This window comes from Streptosporangiales bacterium (assembly GCA_009379955.1).
Taxonomy (GTDB): domain Bacteria; phylum Actinomycetota; class Actinomycetes; order Streptosporangiales; family WHST01; genus WHST01.
This window is the reverse complement of record WHST01000043.1, coordinates 26702-45407: the sequence shown is the minus strand read 5'-3', so window position 1 is coordinate 45407 and position 18706 is coordinate 26702. Positions and strand designations below refer to the sequence as shown.

The 18706-nt window shown below is 70.0% G+C and carries 19 protein-coding genes; 14 read left to right on the top strand and 5 right to left on the bottom strand.

What is annotated here, in order from left to right; genetic code table 11:
• The first annotated feature begins 321 nt into the window (after positions 1 to 321).
• The 3 genes from GEV10_14780 to GEV10_14770 all read left to right on the top strand — a co-directional run bounded on the left by GEV10_14780 (position 322) and on the right by GEV10_14770 (position 2731).
• Positions 322 to 681, top strand: a complete 360-nt coding sequence (locus GEV10_14780; protein MQA79720.1) for a metalloregulator ArsR/SmtB family transcription factor — start codon at positions 322 to 324, stop codon at positions 679 to 681.
• Positions 660 to 1601: a hypothetical protein gene (locus tag GEV10_14775; protein ID MQA79719.1), complete on the top strand. Its 942-nt coding sequence runs from the start codon at positions 660 to 662 to the stop codon at positions 1599 to 1601. The genes GEV10_14780 and GEV10_14775 overlap by 22 nt, the downstream gene beginning before the upstream one ends.
• Positions 1602 to 1732: 131 nt before the next feature.
• Positions 1733 to 2731 carry a WYL domain-containing protein gene (locus GEV10_14770; GenBank protein MQA79718.1) on the top strand — a complete coding sequence of 333 codons (999 nt, stop codon included), beginning with the start codon at positions 1733 to 1735 and terminating at the stop codon, positions 2729 to 2731.
• 22 nt (positions 2732 to 2753) lie between these two features.
• Here the strand turns inward: GEV10_14770 and GEV10_14765 are convergent, their stop codons facing one another.
• Genes GEV10_14765 through GEV10_14755 form a run of 3 tightly spaced genes read right to left on the bottom strand, consistent with a single transcriptional unit; the run spans position 2754 to position 5034 of the window.
• On the bottom strand, positions 2754 to 3263 hold the full coding sequence (locus GEV10_14765) for a pyridoxamine 5-phosphate oxidase (protein ID MQA79717.1): 510 nt from the start codon (positions 3261 to 3263) through the stop codon (positions 2754 to 2756).
• Between the two features lie 54 nt (positions 3264 to 3317).
• Complete coding sequence (locus GEV10_14760) at positions 3318 to 4067, bottom strand: SDR family NAD(P)-dependent oxidoreductase (GenBank protein ID MQA79716.1); 750 nt, start codon at positions 4065 to 4067, stop codon at positions 3318 to 3320.
• The gene (locus GEV10_14755; protein ID MQA79715.1) at positions 3988 to 5034 is read right to left on the bottom strand and encodes a LysR family transcriptional regulator; all 1047 of its coding nucleotides are present in this window, start codon (positions 5032 to 5034) and stop codon (positions 3988 to 3990) included. The genes GEV10_14760 and GEV10_14755 overlap by 80 nt, the downstream gene beginning before the upstream one ends.
• Before the next feature lie 93 nt (positions 5035 to 5127).
• Here GEV10_14755 and GEV10_14750 point away from each other — a divergent pair, with 93 nt between their 5' ends.
• Positions 5128 to 5313: a hypothetical protein gene (locus GEV10_14750; protein ID MQA79714.1), complete on the top strand. Its 186-nt coding sequence runs from the start codon at positions 5128 to 5130 to the stop codon at positions 5311 to 5313.
• Positions 5314 to 5386: 73 nt separating this feature from the next.
• Here GEV10_14750 and GEV10_14745 read toward each other — a convergent pair whose 3' ends face one another.
• Both GEV10_14745 and GEV10_14740 read right to left on the bottom strand, forming a co-directional pair.
• The gene (locus GEV10_14745) at positions 5387 to 6205 is read right to left on the bottom strand and encodes an alpha/beta fold hydrolase (protein ID MQA79713.1); all 819 of its coding nucleotides are present in this window, start codon (positions 6203 to 6205) and stop codon (positions 5387 to 5389) included.
• A gap of 185 nt (positions 6206 to 6390) precedes the next feature.
• Complete coding sequence (locus GEV10_14740; GenBank protein MQA79712.1) at positions 6391 to 7005, bottom strand: TetR family transcriptional regulator; 615 nt, start codon at positions 7003 to 7005, stop codon at positions 6391 to 6393.
• 124 nt (positions 7006 to 7129) lie between these two features.
• Here GEV10_14740 and GEV10_14735 point away from each other — a divergent pair, with 124 nt between their 5' ends.
• The 10 genes from GEV10_14735 (at position 7130) to GEV10_14690 (ending at position 18703) form a co-directional block, all read left to right on the top strand.
• The gene (locus GEV10_14735) at positions 7130 to 8755 is read left to right on the top strand and encodes an AMP-binding protein (protein MQA79711.1); all 1626 of its coding nucleotides are present in this window, start codon (positions 7130 to 7132) and stop codon (positions 8753 to 8755) included.
• Positions 8739 to 9563 carry an enoyl-CoA hydratase/isomerase family protein gene (locus tag GEV10_14730; protein ID MQA79710.1) on the top strand — a complete coding sequence of 275 codons (825 nt, stop codon included), beginning with the start codon at positions 8739 to 8741 and terminating at the stop codon, positions 9561 to 9563. The genes GEV10_14735 and GEV10_14730 overlap by 17 nt, the downstream gene beginning before the upstream one ends.
• Before the next feature lie 96 nt (positions 9564 to 9659).
• Entirely contained in the window at positions 9660 to 11000 is a 1341-nt protein-coding gene (locus GEV10_14725; protein ID MQA79709.1) for an MFS transporter, read from the top strand.
• A complete protein-coding gene (locus GEV10_14720) occupies positions 10997 to 11485 on the top strand; it encodes a MaoC family dehydratase (protein ID MQA79708.1) in 489 nt (162 codons plus the stop codon). The genes GEV10_14725 and GEV10_14720 overlap by 4 nt, the downstream gene beginning before the upstream one ends.
• Positions 11482 to 11931 (top strand): dehydratase, encoded by a 450-nt coding sequence (locus GEV10_14715; GenBank protein ID MQA79707.1) that lies wholly within the window; start codon positions 11482 to 11484, stop codon positions 11929 to 11931. The genes GEV10_14720 and GEV10_14715 overlap by 4 nt, the downstream gene beginning before the upstream one ends.
• Positions 11928 to 13478, top strand: a complete 1551-nt coding sequence (locus GEV10_14710; GenBank protein MQA79706.1) for an acyl-CoA carboxylase subunit beta — start codon at positions 11928 to 11930, stop codon at positions 13476 to 13478. The genes GEV10_14715 and GEV10_14710 overlap by 4 nt, the downstream gene beginning before the upstream one ends.
• Positions 13479 to 13512: 34 nt before the next feature.
• Entirely contained in the window at positions 13513 to 14460 is a 948-nt protein-coding gene (locus tag GEV10_14705) for an LLM class flavin-dependent oxidoreductase (GenBank protein ID MQA79705.1), read from the top strand.
• Between the two features lie 8 nt (positions 14461 to 14468).
• Positions 14469 to 16226 (top strand): ATP-grasp domain-containing protein, encoded by a 1758-nt coding sequence (locus GEV10_14700; GenBank protein MQA79704.1) that lies wholly within the window; start codon positions 14469 to 14471, stop codon positions 16224 to 16226.
• Entirely contained in the window at positions 16216 to 17238 is a 1023-nt protein-coding gene (locus tag GEV10_14695; protein ID MQA79703.1) for an MBL fold metallo-hydrolase, read from the top strand. Before GEV10_14700 ends, GEV10_14695 begins: the two co-directional genes overlap by 11 nt.
• Positions 17239 to 17434: 196 nt before the next feature.
• Positions 17435 to 18703: a YeeE/YedE family protein gene (locus tag GEV10_14690; GenBank protein MQA79702.1), complete on the top strand. Its 1269-nt coding sequence runs from the start codon at positions 17435 to 17437 to the stop codon at positions 18701 to 18703.
• The last annotated feature ends 3 nt before the right edge of the window (positions 18704 to 18706 follow it).

Sequence of the window (18706 nt, the reverse complement as noted above, 5' to 3'; positions counted from 1 at the left end):
CGTGTCGGGGCATGGTGAGGGTGCCGTTCACGGGTGCGCTGCGAGGGTCGTCGGTGGAGCTTCACCTCACCGACATGGACTTCACCTCGTCCCGGCACGAGGTGAAGTCCACGTTGATCACGTGCACGTGATCAAACGGTGCGGGCGGCGAGCCTCCTGACGATTCAGTGCCAGGCGACGCAGGACACTAGCCACGTCTGGCACTGACAACCCAGACGCGAACCAGTCTCGGGGGGTTGTGCGTGATCGTGCCGTGCGTGCGACCGGTAGGCGTACTGACGTTCAACCCCTGCACCATTCATCGTGTATCGTCGATGGACGATGAATCTACTGGACAGGCGTGCCGCGGAGGTCTACGCGTCGTGGTTTCGCTGTGTAGCCGACCCCACCCGACTGCAGGTGCTCCACCTGCTCGCGTGCGAGCTGCGACCGATGAGGGTCGGCGAGATCGCCGGCGCAGTCGGCATCGCCCAGTCGACCGCGTCGGTCCACCTGCAGCGGCTCCTCGCCGACGAGTTCGTCCTCGTCGACCGTTCGGGTAATGCCAGCTGGTACCTCGTGAACGAGGCCTGCATCGAGCAGTTCCCTCAAGCCGCGGAACAGATCATGGGCACGCTGGCCGGCACCCTCCCGCTGCCCGACACCGACGTGACACCGCCATGGCGCAGGCAGAGCGACTGATCTCTCTCCTCGGGAAGTTCGCGCTCCTGCTCGGCGGGACGCTCGTCCTCTTCGCTTCCTTGACCGCGGTGACCGCGTTGGGCACCAGGCTCGTGGGTGAGCACCGGTTGCGGCGGTGGGCCGGCGGCAACAGCGTCACCGCGCCACTCAAGGGGCTGGTGTTCGGGATCGTCACGCCGTTCTGCAGCTGGTCGGCCATACCGGTCCTCCTCAGCCTGCTGCGATCCCGCGTCCGGACCTCAGCGGTGGCCGCATTCTTCCTCGCCTCACCCGTCCTCGACCCGGTTCTCGTCGTCGCACTCGGCTGGCTGTTCGGGTTCTGGGTCGCGGTCTGGTTCACCGTCTTCTTGAGCGTCACCAGCATCGTGATCGCGCATCTCGCCGAACGCCTCCACCTCGAGCGGCTCGTCCACCCTCGCGTGTTCGCCTCCGACACGCGCACGTCAGACCAGGATCAGCCGTCACCCGCGGCAGGACGAACACACGACGTTCCATGGGAGGGCTGGCACAGGGAAGCCACGCAGGCAGTCCGGCTCGCCCTGCGACAGATGCGGCAGCTACTCGTACCGTTGGCGATCACCTGCGCCGTCGGCGTCGCCATGGCCGACCACGCGCCCACCGACCTGATCGCACGTCTCGCCGGATCCGGCGCACCGCTCGCGGTCCCGGCGGCAGCAGTTCTTGGAGCACCCCTCTATCTGCCGACCGAGGCACTCGCACCCCTGGGCTGGGCGCTCCGCGAGGCCGGGGTCGGCGTAGGCGCCACCTTCGCCTTCATGATCACAGCCGCCAGCCTCAGCCTCCCCGAACTCGTCCTCCTCACCCGCGTCTTCCGACCCCGCCTGCTCGTCGCGACCGTCGCGGCCATCACCCTCCTCGCCGTCGTCGGCGCCTCGGCAGTCCCGCTGATCCCCCACTGACCGGGTGCGTCGCACCTCGCGACCGCGTCAACGCGGCCCGGATGACGCCCTCGACGGCCTGCCGGATCAGGTCGGCGGCGCGGCACGTTACGCTCCGTTCCGGACGTTCTGCTTCCGGATTGGGGGGTGCCGTGCAACCCGACGCGAGTCCCACAGCGCGGGCCCTCCTCGCGCTCGAACTGGTCCAGGGCAGCCCCGGCATCACCGCGGACAGGCTCGCCGACAAGCTCGGCGTCTCGGCGCGGGCGGCCCGACGCTACGTCGGCATCCTCCGTGAGGCCGGCATCCCGATCGAGTCCGTCCGTGGGCCCTACGGCGGCTACCGCCTCGGCCGCGGCGTCCGGCTCCCGCCCCTGATGTTCAGCGCCGCCGAGGGTCTCGGCCTGGTCATGGCCGTGCTCGACGGCCACCACGACGCGAGCGATTCCACCGGCCCGGTCGGCAGCGCACTCGGCAAGCTCGTGCGCGTACTCCCGGAGCCGGTGGCCGCCCGGGTCGAGGTGGTCCGCCGGACCACGGCGCCCGCCCCCGACCGCGCCGCCGCCCGGCCCGACCCCGGGACCACGACCACCCTCGTGCAGGCCTGCTCGAACCACCGGCAGGTGCGGCTCGGGTACCGCTCCGAGGCCGGATCGGAATGGGTCATGGAGGTCGACCCGTGGGCGGTCGTCGTCCGCCACGGCCGGTGGTACCTGCTGTGTCGGTCGCACACCAGGGACGCCCGGCGGGCGTACCGGATCGACCGGGTCACGGCCGTCGAGGTCCTCGACGACGCCTGCAGCCCGCCCGCCGACCTCGACCCGGTCGCCATGCTCGAGGAGCACCTCGCCGTCGGGTGGGAGTACGACGTCGAGGTCATCATCGACGCGCCACTCGACATCGTGGCGCGTTGCGTCCGCCGCGCCCTCGGACGGCTCGAGCCGCTCGACGCCGAGACCACCCGCCTGGTCGGCAGCACCAGCAACCCGACGTGGTACGCCGAGCAACTCGCGGCGGCCCCGGCGTCGTACCGGATCGTGCGATGCCCCGAGCTCCGGGAAGCCGCGCGCGTGCTCGGGCAGCGGCTGCTGGCCGCAGGTGCGAGTCCGGCTGACGACGTCGGCGAGAGCCCCGAGGAGGTCTCCTCGTGAGCATGCGTGATCGTGCGGTCGACTACGCAGGCGGGCCGAACTTCTGGCGCGCCAACTCCTCGACCGGGCTCGGGATCCGCGTCTCGAAGTCGAAGATCTTCGCCCAGACCGGGGTGGTCGTCAGGACCGCCATCTGGTCGTACAGTGCGCGGACGCCCTGCTCGAACTCGACCAGCCATGCCTCGTCCTTGTCACCGTGGGTGACGTACTTGCGCACGCCGGCGAGGTAGCTGTCGGGCACGCCGTCGACGATCTCGATCTCGACGCGGCCACGTACCAGCAGCACCTTCTGCGGCGGCACGTTGGTGTCGATCGTCAGTGCGACCGACGGATTCGCCCGCAGCGCCGGCAGCTTCGGTGCGTTCGTCGGTGTCGCAGACAGGATCCGGGAGCCGTCCCAGTACACACCGACCGGCACCACGCGCGGCGTACCGTCCCCGGCCGCATAGGCGAATCGGGCCGGAATCGTCGACGCCAACAGCTCTTGCGCCACCGGGTCGTTGAGTACTGCGGTGACCTGATCTGGCTTCATCGCCCACCTCCGTACTGCGTTTCCTACTACAACCTGTCCGTCTCGGCCAGCCGGTTACCACGCCAGCAGCTGGTGATTCAGGTCGTTGTCTGCTGTGACAGCGGTTCCGGTAGGCCCACCGGAGGCAAGCGTGGCCATCCGGATGGGTAACCGGGCGCCTTGCTCGGTGGTGAGAACGCCAGCATGTCCATTTTGGTCGGTGGCGACGGATCCGGGAGAGACGGCGTTGACGAGAATCCCCTCGGACCGCAGTTCGTTCGCGTACGTGACGGTGATGGCATTGAGGGCAGTTTTCGAGGAGTTGTAGGCCAGCAGCTGAGGGAAGTTCTCATCGGTCGACGCAAGGGTCAGAGAACCGAGGTCGCTCGTGAGATTCACGATGCGCGCGGCGGATGATCTGCGCAGGAGGGGCAGCATCGCGTTTGTGACCGCCACTACGCCGAACACGTTCGTCTCGTAAGTTGCGCGGATCTCGTCGACGGACGTCTCACTCGGGAGGCGAATAGGGGTGACGAGGATGCCGGCATTGTTGACGAGAATGTCGAGTTCTCTGACGTCACGAGCGATCACGTCCGCCGCCGCGTCGAGTGACGTGTGGTCTGTGACGTCGAGTCGGACGAAGCGGGCGTCAAATCCTCGGGCGACGAGAGCGGCCACGGCCGCCGTACCCCGGGAGGTGTCGCGAGCACCGAGGAACACGGTCATCCCTAGGCTGAGTAGTCCTTCAGCGACCGCGAGCCCTATTCCTTTGTTGGCGCCGGTGACCAGCGCGTGTCGCTGAGTGGGATTGTTCGGAGTGCTCATGGTCCTTCGATACTCTCACCTCGGACCGATCGATCCCCCCGGGCGAGGCGTCCGCTGCTACGGCGGGGGCGAGGCGGTGCAGCTCGTCGAGCGCGGCCGCTGCTGCCGGGTGTTGGTGGCCCCCACCGCGGGTGCAGGTGAGCAGCTTCCTGCGCGGCGCGCCGTCGCCGAGTGGTACGCGGACGATCGGCAGGTGTGGCGCCAGGTATGCGAGCCGCGGGACGAGCGCGAAGCCGAGACCGTACGCGACGAGGTGCGCGATCGCGTTCCACTCGAGTGCGCGGTGGACGACGTTCGGCGTGAACCCGGCGGCACTGCATGCGGAGAACACATGCCCGTGGCAGGTGCTCTGCGGGATGGGCGCGATCCAGCACTCGTCTGCGGTCTCGGCGAGGTCCACGGTGTCGCGGCCGGCGAGGCGATGCGTCGCAGGGACGACCAGGTCGAAGGTGTCGTCGACCAGCGGCCGCTGGTCGAACCGTACGTCGGACGGCGGCGGGTTGTTCGTGGTGGCCTCCACGATCGCGAGGTCGACGGCGCCTTCGAACAGCAGGTCGAAGCTGTCCTTCGGCTCGGTCTCCCTGATCTCGACGGTGAGCCGCGGATACCGTGCGCGCAGCGCCGTGGTCATCGGCGCGAGCAACGTCGAGACGGCGACGGGGAAGCCGGCGACGCGCAGCAGCCCGGCCGGCTGGTCGTCGGCGGAACGCAGGTCGACCTCCGCCCGCTCCCACTGCGCCTCGATCGCGTCAGCGTGCGCAAGCAGGCTCCGCGCGGCGGGCGTGAGCCGCACGCGCCTGCCGTTCGGCTCGAGCAGCGTCACACCGAGCTCCCGCCCGAGCTGCCGGATCTGCTGCGACGCCGCGGACGGCGTGAAGTGCAGCGCCTTGGCGGCGGCGGTGACCGTGCCGTGGTACGCGACGGCCCGCAGGACACGGAGTCTGCGCATGTCGATCATGTAGGCCATGCTTAACAACATCGGTAAACAAGTCAACCTGGACGTACATGGTCCCTGTTGCGAGCCTGACAGGTGAAGGAACGAGACGAGAGGAGTCCGACCATGTCAGGCGCGATGTTGACGATGCTGCTCCTGGTGGCGGTGATGGTGTTGGGTGTGGCGTCGTCGCTGATCTCGGTGCACTGGTCACACCGGTACCAGCCGCGTGACGTGACCCGGATGCGGCCGGAACGCCGGCAGGGTCAGCTGTGCGGTAGCGACACCCGGCCGTCGGGTGCACGGCACTGATCGCGGCGGTCTACCACGACAGCGACTGCACCTGGACGTCCACGGCAGCGCCTGGTCCTGCTTCGACGTGCGATCAGAGCGCCTTGACGAAGTCGAGCACCGCGGTGTTGAACTCTTCCGGCTGTTCCCAGAACGGCGAGTGGCCGCTGTCGTCGAACAGGGCGAGCGAGGTCTGCGGGATCAGCTCGGCGAGCGCCTCCCACACCGGGGTGGGGTAGATCTGGCTCCTCCGCCCGTGCGCGAGCAGCACCGGCACATCGATGGACGGCAGCAGCGGTCGCCAGTCCTGGCTGGAGAACGACACCCACAGCGCCAACGCGGTCAGGTCAGGCACCGTCGTCGACTCGTCGGACCACCAGGCGACCGTCTCCGGATCGGGGGCGGACCCGGCCGCGAACATGCCCGGTATCAGACCCTCCATCAGCCCGGTGCGGTCGGCGATCATCTGCCGTTGCACGTCCAGCGAGCTCCTGGCGTTCAGGTTGCCGAACACGCCGTGCGGCCAGTCGTCGTCGGCGAACAGGCACGGGGTCATGTCGACGTCCACGATCCCGGCGAGCCGTTCGGTGCCGAACTGATCGAGGTAGTTGTAGACCGTGGCCATGCCCATCGACCAACCGGCGAGCACCACGTCGTGCAGGTCCAGCGCGGCCAGCACCGTCTCGACGTCACGGCCGACCTGTTCCATGGTCAGGTGCACCAGCTCCTTGCCCGACCGGCCGTGGCCGCGCGAGTCGACGGTGATGACCTGATGGTCGACGGCCAGCGCGTCGATGTTCTTCTTGAAGAACCGGCCGTTCATGGTCCAACCGTGTACCAGGACGATCGGTTGGCCGGCGCCGGTGGACGAGTAGTGCAACAGGACACCGTCCGAAGCCGGGACGAATGGCATATCCGCTCCTTCGCGGCCGCGCCTCGGCGCACGACGATGCCGCGCCCCGAGGCTGGGTTCCTCTGCGCAGGTCCGCGCGGGGTGCAGGGAGCGAACCACATCTGACCGAGCGAGTCAACAAACAGTTGTTGCATGGTGCTGAAGCGCGTGCGGGGAGACCGGTCGATCGAGGGACGTAGGCCGGCTCAGCCGAGGTCGGTTTCGCCACTCCCAGATGCCCGAACGCCGTTGATCACGATGTCCACGAACCGCTTCGCGAGCTGGTCGGTGGACAGGCCGCCGTCGGGCGAGTACCAGACGTACGCCCAGTTCAGGATGCTGGTGAGTGCGATGCCGGCGATCCGCGGCTCGATGTCACGGAACTCGCCGGCGGCGATCCCGCGGGCGAACACGCCCCGCAGGTTCGCCTCCCAGCGGTCCCGGGTGGCGATGACCTTCTGTTGACGGTCCTCGCCGAGGTTCCGCCATTCGTGGAAGAAGACGGTGGCGAACTCCTTGTTCTCACCGATCAGCTTGAGGTCCCTGACCGCGATCCCGTAGAGCTGCTCGGTCGCCGTGCCGCCCGCCGCGAGCACCTCGGTCATGTCCTGCTCGGAGCGCTCCATGATGTGGAACACGATCGCCTCGAGCAGGTCCTCCTTGCCCGCGATGTGCACGTACAGGCTGCCCGCATGGACGCCGACCGCCCTACCGATGTCCCGCATCGACGTGCCGCGGTAACCCTGCCGGGCGAAGAGCTCGGCTGCTGTCTGCACGATCGGGGCGACGTAGTCGTGGCTACCTGCGGCGCGGTCGGTCATCGGGCCATTACACACCACGCGCGGGCGACGATGAACGGCATGGCACGGCTAGCCAACAAGTGTTTGTTGACGCTCTCCGCCAGGACGGCTACGGTCGCGGTCGAGAGCAGAAGGCGGAGCCACCATGCGCTACTACGACGTCAGCGACCGGACCACGGCTCGCATCCTGGCGGACAAGGCGGCGACCGTCGGCGACCGGCCGTTCCTCCATTGGCAGGGCAGCACGTACACGTACCGCGACCTGGACGAGCTGACCAACAGGTACGCGAACGGGTTCGCCGCCCTCGGCGTCGGCAGGGGTGACCACGTGGCTCTCCTCCTGCCCAACTGCCCGGAGCTTCTCTGGGCCCTGTGGGGCCTCGGCAAGCTCGGGGCTGTCGCGGTGCCGCTGAACACCGCGGCGAAGGGTGAGCTGCTGCGTTACTTCCTCGACCAGTCCGACTCGGTGATGGTGTGCGTGGACGGGTCACTGCTGCCGCGGCTGGTCGACGTACTCGGCCGGGTGCCGGCGGTACGCACCGTGCTCGGTCACGACGTCGACGCGGATGCACTGACCGCGGCCGGCCTGCCGGACGGTGTCCGTACGTACCCGCTGGCCGCGCTCCGCTCCTCCCCCGGCACCGCGCCCGAGCCGGCCCAGCCGGTACGGGCCGAGGACCCGCACCTGATCCTCTACACCTCGGGCACCACGGGGCCGTCCAAGGGCGCCATCTGCCCGCAGTCCCAGGGCCACGCGGTCGGTCACCAGATGAGCTCGATCAACGGTTACCGGCCGGACGACGTGCTCTACACGTGCCTGCCGGTGTTCCACGGCAACGCGATCTGGTACACGGTGTACGCGGCGCTGTGGGCGGAGGCGTCGGTGGCGCTGTACCCACACTTCTCGGCGAGCCGGTTCTGGTCGCAGATCCGGGAGTCGAAGGCGACCGTGTTCAACTGCCTCGGCGCGATGGCCAACATCGTCTGGCAGCAGCCACCGTCACCCGCGGACCGCGAGCACCACGCACGGATCTGCATGATGGTCCCCAACTCGCGCGAGCTGAGCCGCGGTTTCCTCGACCGTTACGGGATCACCGTCACCTCCGTGTACGCGATGACCGAGAACTGCGCGATCACCGTGTTCGGTCCTGACGAGCCCGCGGAGAAGGTGCCGTCCGCCGGACGGGTGCGCGACGACGTCGCGGTGCAGATCGTGGACGATGGCGGGGTCGAGGTGCCGACGGGCGAGGTCGGGGAGATCCGGATCAGGCCGGCCGAGCCCGGCATGACCATGCTCGGCTATTACGACATGCCGGAGGAGACTGCCGAGGCACACAGGGGCGGCTGGTTCCACACCGGTGACCGCGGCTGGGTGGACGACGACGGGTACCTGTACTTCTCCGACCGCAAGAAGGAAGCCATCCGCAGGCGTGGCGAGAACATCTCCGCGTACGAGGTGGAGACCACCATCTGCAGGCATCCGGCCGTGCACGAGGCGGCCGCCGTCCCGGTGGCGTCCGAGCTCGGCGAGGACGAGGTGATGGTGTACCTGGTGCCCGCCGCGGGCGCCACCATCACGTTCGAGGAGATCATCGCGTTCTGCGGCGAGCAGCTGCCGTACTTCATGGTGCCGCGGTACCTCGCCGTCATAGCCGAGCTGCCCAAGACACCCAGCGAGAAGATCGAGAAGTACAAGTTGAAGACCGACGCGGCGCAGCGGCTCGGCAACCTGTGGGACAGGGAGGCAGCGGGCATTGTCATCCGCCGATGAGGAATCGGCGCGCGGCGCCGTCTTGGTGGAGATCGACGGGTCGGTCGGTCGGGTCACGATCAACAGACCGGAAGCCAGGAACGCGCTGAGCCCGTCCGTGGTCGCCGGTCTCGACGCCGCCATCGACGTCGCGCTCGAGGCCGGGTGCGGCGTCGTGGTGTTGCGCGGCGTGGACGGGACACTGTCCGCCGGCGCCGACCTGAAGCACCTTCTCGCCGTGGTGGACGAACCGGAGGCGCTGCGCTGCTACATCACGTCCATCGGCGCCACCCTGGACCGGCTCGAGGCGGCGCCGTTCGTCTCGGTGTGCGTGGTGGACGGGTACGCCGTGGCGGGCGGCTGCGAGATCCTGGTGGCCTGCGACCTCGCCGTGGTCAGCGAGACGTCGACGATCGGTGACCGGCATCTCGAGTACGGGCTGGTGCCCGGCGCGGGTGGTTCGGTACGACTGACCCGTGCGCTGCCCCCGATGCAGGCGCGCCGCCTGCTGTACACCGGCGAGATGATCGACGGCCGTACCGCGGCACGGCTCGGGCTGGTCAGCCACGCGGTCCCCGCTGCGGACGTGGACGCCACAGTCGACGCGCTCGTCGCCCGGCTGGATAGGCACGGCCCGGACGCTCTGGCACTCATGAAACGCCTGCACGCCAACGCTCGCGCCGTCGAACCGGCGCGGGCGGTCACCGAGGAACGGGACGCGCTGCTCGACCACCTGGGCAGCGCGACCGCACGAGAGGGGTTGGCCGCGTTCGCCGAGGGACGTGGCCCGGACTTCCGGCCCACCGCACCGGCCGCGGTCGCACCATGACCACGGCCGTCCGGTTTCCGGCAGGCGGGCCGGCACTGCACGGGCCGATGCGCCGACACCCGGCCGGCCGCTGACGAAGGTCGAGGAGGACCCGTCATGACGAGACGTTCGAGTACCCAGCTCACCACCACCGCCCCGCCGATGCGGCGGGTTGCCGTCTCCGTCGTGGTCGGCACCACCGTCGAGTGGTACGACTTCATCCTGTACGGGTCGGCGGCCGCTCTCGTCCTCGGCCCGCTGTACTTCCCGAGCGCCGACCCGGTCGCCTCGACGCTGCTCGCGTTCAGCACGTTCGCGGTCGGGTTCGTCGCGCGCCCGCTGGGCGGAATCGTCCTCGGACACTTCGGCGACCGGTTGGGCCGCAAGAAGATGCTGGTGCTGTCGCTGTCGATGATGGGCGTGGCGACGTTCCTCATGGGCCTGCTGCCTACCTACGCCTCGATCGGCGTTGCGGCGCCGCTGATCCTCGTACTGCTGCGGCTGGTGCAGGGATTCGGAGTCGGTGGCGAGTGGGGCGGGGCAGTACTCACCGCCGTCGAGTACGCCAGCCCCCGGCGGCGTGGCTTCTACGGGAGCCTCCCGCAGATCGGGGTGCCGGCCGGGCTGTTCCTGGCCACCGGCGGGTTCTTCCTCGTCGCGCAGATGCCCGAGGAGGCGTTCCTGAGCTGGGGCTGGCGGATCCCGTTCCTGGCGAGCATCGTGCTGGTCGCCATCGGCATGGTGGTCCGCTTCACGCTCGCGGAGACGCCCGTGTTCGAGCAGGTCACGCGGGTCAGGCAGGCCGCGCGGGTGCCGTTGGCCGAGGCACTGCGCACGTACCCGAAGCAGATCGTCCTCGCCACCAGCTCGATGATCAGCACCGGCGCCTACTTCTATGTCGTCAACACCTACGCCCTGTCCTACGCCGCCTCGGCGGAGGTCGTGAGCCGCAACACCATGCTCGTCGCCGTCCTGCTCTCGGCGCTGGTCGCGGTGGCCGCGCTGCCGTACTTCGGTGCACTGGCCCAGCGGCGCGGGCGCCGGCCCATGATTCTCATCGGGCTCGCCGCGATGAGCGTGTGGATCTTCCCGACGTTCCTCGCCATCGACAGCGGCAGTGTTCCGCTGATCCTGCTCGCCTACGTCGTCGGGGCGGTCCTGTTCAGCGTCTCCTACGGACCACAGGCGACCTTCATCACCGAGCTCTTCGACGCCCGCGTGCGGTTCAGCGCCTCGTCCATGTCGTTCCAGCTCGGCGTGCTGCTCGGCGGGGCCGTGGCCCCGCTCGTGGCGGCGTCGCTGATCGCCGCCACCGGCACGTCGATGTCCGTTGCCGGGTACGTCTGTGTGGTGTCTGCGGTATCGCTGGTCAGCGTCCTTCTGGTGAGCCGGCGTGACCTCGCCACCGGCAGCCGCGACATGGACGCCGCCGCCCGCGAGGAGGTGACCGCGGAATGAGCATCGACCCGGGGCGTCCGGTGTCCGGCAGGTGGTTCGAGGAGCTCACCGTGGGCACCGTGGTACGGCACGCCACCCGGCGTACGGTCACCGAGACCGACAACGTGCTGTTCACCACGATGACGATGAATCCGGCGCCGATGCACCTGGACGCCGAGTACGCGGCGCGCACCGAGTTCGGCAAGCCGTTGGTGAACAGCATGTTCACCGTGGCGCTGGTGGTCGGGTTGTCCGTGCCCGAGCTCACCCTGGGCACCATCGTCGCCCAGCTCGGCCTGACCGACGTGCGGTTCCCCGCGCCGGTGTTCACCGGAGACACCGTGCGGGTGGAGAGCGAGGTCGTCGACGCGCGACCGTCGAAGTCGCGCGCCGAGGCGGGCGTCGTGGTGTTCGAGCATCGCGCGCACAACCAGGATGACGTGCTGGTGTGCGAGTGCCGCCGCACCGGGCTGATGTACCGAAAGCCGCGGGAGGCGCCGGCATGATCACGGACTACTTCGACGCGCTCTCGGTGGGCGACACACACCTGAGCCGGGCACGCACCATCACCGAGACGGACCTCGTCACGTTCGCGATGTTCACCGGTGACTGGCATCCCGCGCACACCGACGTCACGTACGCCGAGACCGACCCGGTGTTCGGCGGCCGGGTGGCGCACGGCGCGCTCGTGCTGTCGGTGGCGCTCGGGCTGGTCACGTTCTGGCCGGAGGCGATGAAGGCGTTCTACGGCATCGACCGGCTGCGGTTCGTCACCCCCACCAGGATCGGCGACACCCTGCGCGTGCGCACCGAGGTCACCGAGAAGACCCGGCGAGACGACGACACCGGCGTGGTCACGTCCGCATTCACCGTGCTGAACCAGCGCGACGAGACGGTGCTCGCCGCCAGCCTGAAGACGCTGGTGGCAAGACGTACGGGAGGGCAGTCATGACCGAGGCGACGGACACCACCGCGGAGCGGGTCGCTGCCGGAATCGCCGAGGCCGAGACCGCGACCGCGGCGGCGTTGGCCGGCGCCGACTCGTCACGCTGGACCAGCAAGCTGCCGGTACGGCAGCGGATCGCGTTGCTGCTCGACCCGGGCAGTTGGGTAGAGGACGGTCTCCTCGCGAACGCCACCGGCGACCGGCTGCCCGCCGACGGCGTACTCACCGGCGTCGGCACAGTCGAGGGCAGGCCGGTCGCGGTGATCGCGCACGACTTCGCGGTGAAGGCCGGGTCCTGGGGCAGGCTGAACTGCGAGAAGCAGATCCGGATCCTGGAACGCGCCGACCGCGACCTGTTGCCCGTCGTCTACCTGGTGGACTCCGCCGGTGGTCGGCTCACCGACCAGCTCGGGTTCTTCTCCGGCCGTCGTGGCGCCGCGGCGATCTTCAACCTGCAGGTGAAGCTGTCCGGCCGGGTGCCGCAGATCTGTTGCCTGCACGGACCGTCCGCGGCCGGCGGCGCGTACATGCCCGCCTTCACCGACTGGGTGGGCATGGTCGCCGGCCATGCCTCGATGTACCTCGCCTCCCCACGGATCGCCGAGAAGGTCACCGGCGAGCGGACCACGTTGGAGGAGATGGGCGGCGCGGTCATGCACGCGACCGTGTCCGGCTGCGGTGACGAGGTGTTCGACTCCGACTGGCAGGTGATCGCCGCCGCCCGGCTGCTGCTCTCGTACCTGCCGGACAGCTGGCAGTCCACGCCGCCCACCATGCCCGGTGCCGCGCCGGAGCTGGAGAGCTGGCCGGACGGGCTGGTCCCGCTCGACCCCAACACCGCGTACGACGTGCGCGAGGTGATCCTGCGGCTGGTCGACGCGGGCAGCTTCTTCGAGGTCAAGTCGACGTGGGCGACCGAGCTGGTCACCGGGTTCGGCCGACTGGACGGGCAGGTCGTCGGCATGATCGCCAACCAGCCGTCCGTACGCAGCGGCGCCATCTTCGTGGACTCGGCCGACAAGGCGGCCAGGTTCATCTCCCTGTGCGACGCGTTCAACGTCCCTCTGGTGTTCCTGCAGGACGTGCCGGGCTTCATGGTCGGCGTGGCCGTGGAACGGCAGGGCATCATCAGGCACGGCGCGAAGATGATCACTGCGATGGCGAGCGCCGAGGTGCCCAAGTTCACCGTCGTGCTGCGCAAGGCGTACGCGGCCGGGTTCTACGCGATGTGCGCGCCCGGGTTCGAGCCGCGGGTGACGATCGCACTGCCCACGGCGACCATCGGCACCATGTCACCGGAAGCGTCGACCAACGCGGTGTACGCGAACAAGATCGCGGCCATCGAGGACCCGGCCGAGCGGGAGGCGTTCGTCAGCGCACGGGTGGCCGAGCAGGCCGGCGACTTCTCGCTGGCCAGGATGGGCAGCGAGCTGGTGGTGGATGCCGTCGTGCAGCCGGGCGAGCTGCGCGAGGAGCTGCTCAGCCGGTTGCGCGCCGCGTCCGGCTGGCAGCGTTCCGGCCGTCGCCGGCACCATGCGGTGAGCCCGGTATGACCGGCACGCGCGCACCCGGTGGGGGTGATGGCTGATGCGGGTCGGCCTGATGTTCCCGCCCGGCCAGGACCAGTCCGACGTGGTCCGGTTCGCCAGGCGCGCCGAACGGCTGGGGTTCGACTACTTCTGCTGTGGCGAGCACGTGTTCTTCCACGGCCCGACCGCCAACGCGTTCGTCACGCTCGCCGCGGCCGCGGGCGCCACCGAGCGCATCCGGTTGCTCAGCGCGCTGACAATATTGCCCGCCTACCCCGCCGCGCTGGCCGCCAAGCTGGCGGCCACCCTCGACCGCGTCGCGCACGGCCGGTTCGAGCTCGGCGTCGGTGTCGGCGGCGAGTACCCGCCGGAGTTCGAGGCGATCGGCGTACCCGTGGCGGAACGTGGCGAGCGGGCCGACGAGGCGCTCGACCTGCTGGCGGCGCTGTTCACCGGGCGGCGGGTCACGCACCACGGTCGGTTCACGACACTGACCGACCAGGCGTTGGACCCCGTGCCGGTGCAGCGGCCGGGCCCGCCGGTGTGGGTCGGCGGGCGGCGCCCGGCGGCTATCCGGCGCGCCGCCAGGTACGCAGACGTGTGGCTGCCGTACCTGGTGCGGCCGGAACGGCTGGCCAGCAGCCTGGCCGCGGTGCGCGAACGGGCCGCAGACCTCGGTCGTACGCCGGACTCGGTGCGTGGCGCGGTGTACTGCTGGACTGCCGTGCACAGCGATGCCGCGTACGCCCGGAGGGCGGCGGTCACCGAGGTGGGCCGCGTATACCGACAGGACTTCACCGGGCTCGCGGACCTCCTGGTGCACGGCACGCCGGATCAGGTGGTCCGGCGTATCGGGGAGTACGCCGACGCGGGTGCGCGGGACATGGTGTTCGCGCCCGCCTGCCCGATCGCGGAGCTCGACTCGATGATCGACCGGTTCGCCGCCGAGGTGCTGCCCGCAGTCACCGCCACCGAGCCTGCGCCCGACGGGAGGAGGCCGCGGTGACCGGTGAGATCGACAAGGTGCTGGTGGCCAACCGGGGCGAGATCGCAGTGCGGGTGGTCAGGGCCTGCGCGGACGCCGGTCTGGCCAGCGTCGCCGTGTACGCCGACACGGACCGCGACGCGCCGCACGTCCGGCTGGCCGACGAGGCGCACTCGCTGTACGGGTCGACCGCCGCGGAGACATACCTCGACGCCGACAAGCTGCTGGACGTGGCGAAGGCCACCGGAGCTGACGCCGTGCACCCCGGTTACGGGTTCCTGTCGGAGAACGCGGACTTCGCGGAGGCGGTGCTCGGCGCGGGGTTGACCTGGATCGGCCCGTCACCGCAGGCGATCCGTGACCTCGGTGACAAGGTGACCGCACGGCACATCGCGGCACGGGCGGGCGCACCGCTGGCACCTGGCACGAAGGACCCGGTGTCGGGACCCGACGACGTGGTGGCGTTCGCACGCGAGTTCGGGTTGCCGGTGGCGATCAAGGCGGCGTTCGGCGGTGGCGGCCGCGGACTGAAGGTGGCGCGTACCTTCGAGGAGATCCCCGACCTGCTCGACTCGGCGGTGCGCGAGGCGGTCGCCGCGTTCGGGCGTGGCGACTGCTTCGTGGAGCGCTACCTGGACAGGTCACGCCACGTCGAGGCACAGGTGCTCGCCGATCAGCACGGCAACGTGGTGGTCGTCGGCACGCGCGACTGCACCCTGCAGCGGCGGCACCAGAAGCTGGTGGAGGAAGCGCCTGCCCCGTTCCTCTCCGCCGAGCAGCGGGCGACCATCCACTCCTCGGCGAAGGCGATCTGCCGGGAAGCCGGCTACCACGGGGCGGGGACGGTGGAGTACCTCGTCGGTGCCGACGGCACGGTCTCGTTCCTCGAGGTCAACACGCGGCTGCAGGTCGAGCATCCGGTGACCGAGGAGACCACCGGCATCGACCTGGTAGGCGAGCAGTTCCGCATCGCCGCCGGGCACCGGCTGTCCCTGTCGGACGACCCGCGACCGGCGGGACATGCCTTCGAGTTCCGGATCAACGGTGAGGATCCGGGAAACGGCTTCCTGCCCACGCCCGGCAGGATCACCCGGTTCCACGTACCCGACGGCCCCGGCATCAGGGTCGACTCCGGGGTCGAGTCCGGCACCGTCGTCGGTGAGCAGTTCGACTCGCTGCTGGCCAAACTGGTCGTGTCCGGCCAGGACCGCGACACCGCACTCGCGCGCAGCAGGCGTGCTCTGGCCGAGCTGTCCGTCGAGGGCATCGCGACCGTGGTGCCGTTCCATCGCGCCGTGGTACGCGATCCCGCGTTCACCGCCGAGCACGGGTTCGCCGTGCACACCCGGTGGATCGAGACGGAGTTCGACGGCAGCATCGAGCCGTACCGGCCGCCGGTCGAGGACGACGGCGTCGTCGTCACCGTGTACGTCGGCGGCCGCGCCCTGCGGGTGCCGTTACCCGGGTTGCGCACACTCGGCGAGGTCGGCGAGCGGATCCGTGCCGAGTCGGGCGAGCAGGCGGCACGTGACCGCGGGGCGATCGTGACCGGCACCGCGGTCGCGACACCGATGCAGGGCACCGTCGTGAAGGTCGCGGTGACCGAGGGACAGCGGGTGACCGAGGGCGAGCTGGTCGCCGTCGTCGACGCGATGAAGATGGAGAACCCGGTGACCGCGCACCGTTCCGGCGTGGTCCGCGGGTTGTCCGTACGTGTCGGTGACACCAGCGCTCGGGGGGACGTGCTCTGCCTGGTCGAGGACGAGAACGGGTCCGATGGCGGCTGAGGCGTGGGACGAGCCCGGCGTCTATCCGGTGGCCGAAGGCGTCCACCGGATCCCGCTGTCGCTCCCCGACGACGGCCTGCGTGCGGTGAACACGTTCGTCATCGAGGACGGGTCAGGCGTCGTGCTCGTCGACCCCGGCCAGTACGGTCCGCTTGCGCGACGGGAGCTCACCGAAGGGCTGGCGACGCTCGGCCACGACCTCGGCGATGTGCGCCGGTGTCTTGCCACCCACGTGCACCGCGACCACTACACCAACGCCGTTGCCCTGCGCCGCGAGGTCGGCTCCCCGGTGAGCCTGGGCGCGGGCGAGCGCGGGTCTCTGACCGCGGTGCGGACGTCACGGGTGTACGGCATCGAGCCACAGCTGCGCGCGCTCCCCGCGTGCGGCGCGGCCTCGCTGGTGGGCGAGCTGGACCCTGAACAGGTGGGGCACGGGCTGCCCTACGCCGTCTGGCAGGACCCGGACCTGTGGCTCGAGGACGGCGACACGATCGAGCTGACCTCCCGTACCTTGCGAGTCGTGCGCACGCCCGGCCACACCGCCGGACACGTGACCTTCCACGACGACGCGGCCGGGCTGGTCTTCGCCGGCGACCACGTGCTGCCCAGGATCACGCCGAGCATCGGCTTCGAGCCGGTAGTCACTCCCCTACCGCTGGCCGACTTCCTCGCCTCCCTGCGCAAGACCCGCGACCTCCCCGACGGCAAGCTGGCCGCCGCGCACGGCCCCGTCACCGACAGCACGCACCAGCGGGTGAACGAGCTGCTGGAACACCACGCCGAGCGGCTGGAGCTGACCCTCGACCTGGTCCGCGCGGGCACGGAGACCGTGCACGACGTGGCACAGGGCCTCCACTGGACCCGCAGGGAACGCAAGCTCGAGGACCTGGACCCGTTCAACCGAATGCTCGCAGTGCTGGAGACCAAGGCCCACCTCGACGTGCTCGCCGACCGACGCGCCGTCCGCCGCACCACGTCCATGAGGCTGCTGCACTACGTGCCGACAGATTGACACGGCCACCAGGACCCGCGGCGGTCGATTTCGGGGTCGTCGGTGCTCGGGGCCGGTTATCCTGAGGGCATGCGCGTCACGCCGAGCGGCCTGTGCCTTGCTCTGTTCGCCGTGACGCTTGCCCTGGTCGACGACGAGCTGTGTTGCTGACCCGACGGATCAGCCGCAGTACGTTCGCTCTCGACCGGAGGCCCGTGTGTCCACTACTCCCACGTCCGCACCGTCTCGTCGGCTGGCCGCGGCGCCGACGTCGTCACCGCCACCCGCGGCTCCACCGCTCGCTCCCCCCAACACGATTCCGCTGAGCATCGCACTCGTCGGCAGCGCCGCGCTCGTCGCGTACGTCTGGGCCGTCCACGGCACCAAGCCGGGTGTGCTGCTGTTGCTCGGCCTGGGTCTCGGACTCGCGCTGTTCCACTCGCGGTTCGGCTTCACGTCCGCCTGGCGGCAGCTGGTGGCCGTCGGCAACGGCACGGGCCTGCGCGCTCATGCCGTGCTACTCGGCACGACGGCGACGCTGTTCGCTCTGCTCATCGGCACCGGCACCGGCCTGTTCGGCAGTCAGCCCGAACCGTCCGCGGGGCCGTTGGGCATCGCCCTGGTCCTCGGCGCGTTCCTCTTCGGCCTGGGCATGCAGATCGCCGGTGCCTGCGCCTCGGGCACCCTGTTCGCCGTCGGCTCCGGCCAGACGGCCATCGTGCTGACCCTCGGCGGCTTCGTCGTCGGATCCGTCCTGTTCGCATGGCAGTGGCCGCTCGTGCGCGACCTGCCCGCGCTCCCACCGTTCGTCCTCGCCGAGCACGTGGGGTGGCTCGGGTCGTGGGCGATCACGATCGGCGTCCTGGCGGTGATCGTCCTCGCGTCGAGGTACGTCCAGCGACGACGGGTGCCACCACCGGTCGACACCGTGCCAAGCGCCCGCGGCATCGCGCGGGCGATAAGGGGATCGTGGCCACTCGCGGTCGGTGCCGTCGTCCTGAGCGTTCTCGGGGGCGGTGTCCTCCTCGTGTCCGGCGGCGCCTGGGGCGTGACGAGCGCCTTCGCGCTCTGGGGGTCGAAGCTCCTCCAGACGCTGGGCCTCCACCCGGAGACCTGGGCCTTCTGGCAACAGCCGATGTGGGCGGACATGCTGTCGGCCCCGATCCTCGCCGACAAGACCAGCCTCACCGACATCGGCATCATGCTGGGCGCCGCGGTGGCCGCGGCCACCGCGGGAGCCTGGACGCTGCATCGCAGGATCCCCTGGCGGACCGCACTCGGCGCGTTCCTCGGCGGCATCCTGCTCGGCATCGGCGCGCGGCTCGCCGCGGGCTGCAACATCGGGGCGTACCTGGCGGGGATCGCCTCCGGCAGCCTGCACGGCTGGGTCTGGGGCCTGGCCGCCCTGGCCGGCACCTGGGTGGGCCTGCGCAGCCGCACGCTCTTCGGCCTGCCCAACCCCAAGCCACGCGACACCGTCTGCTGAGCG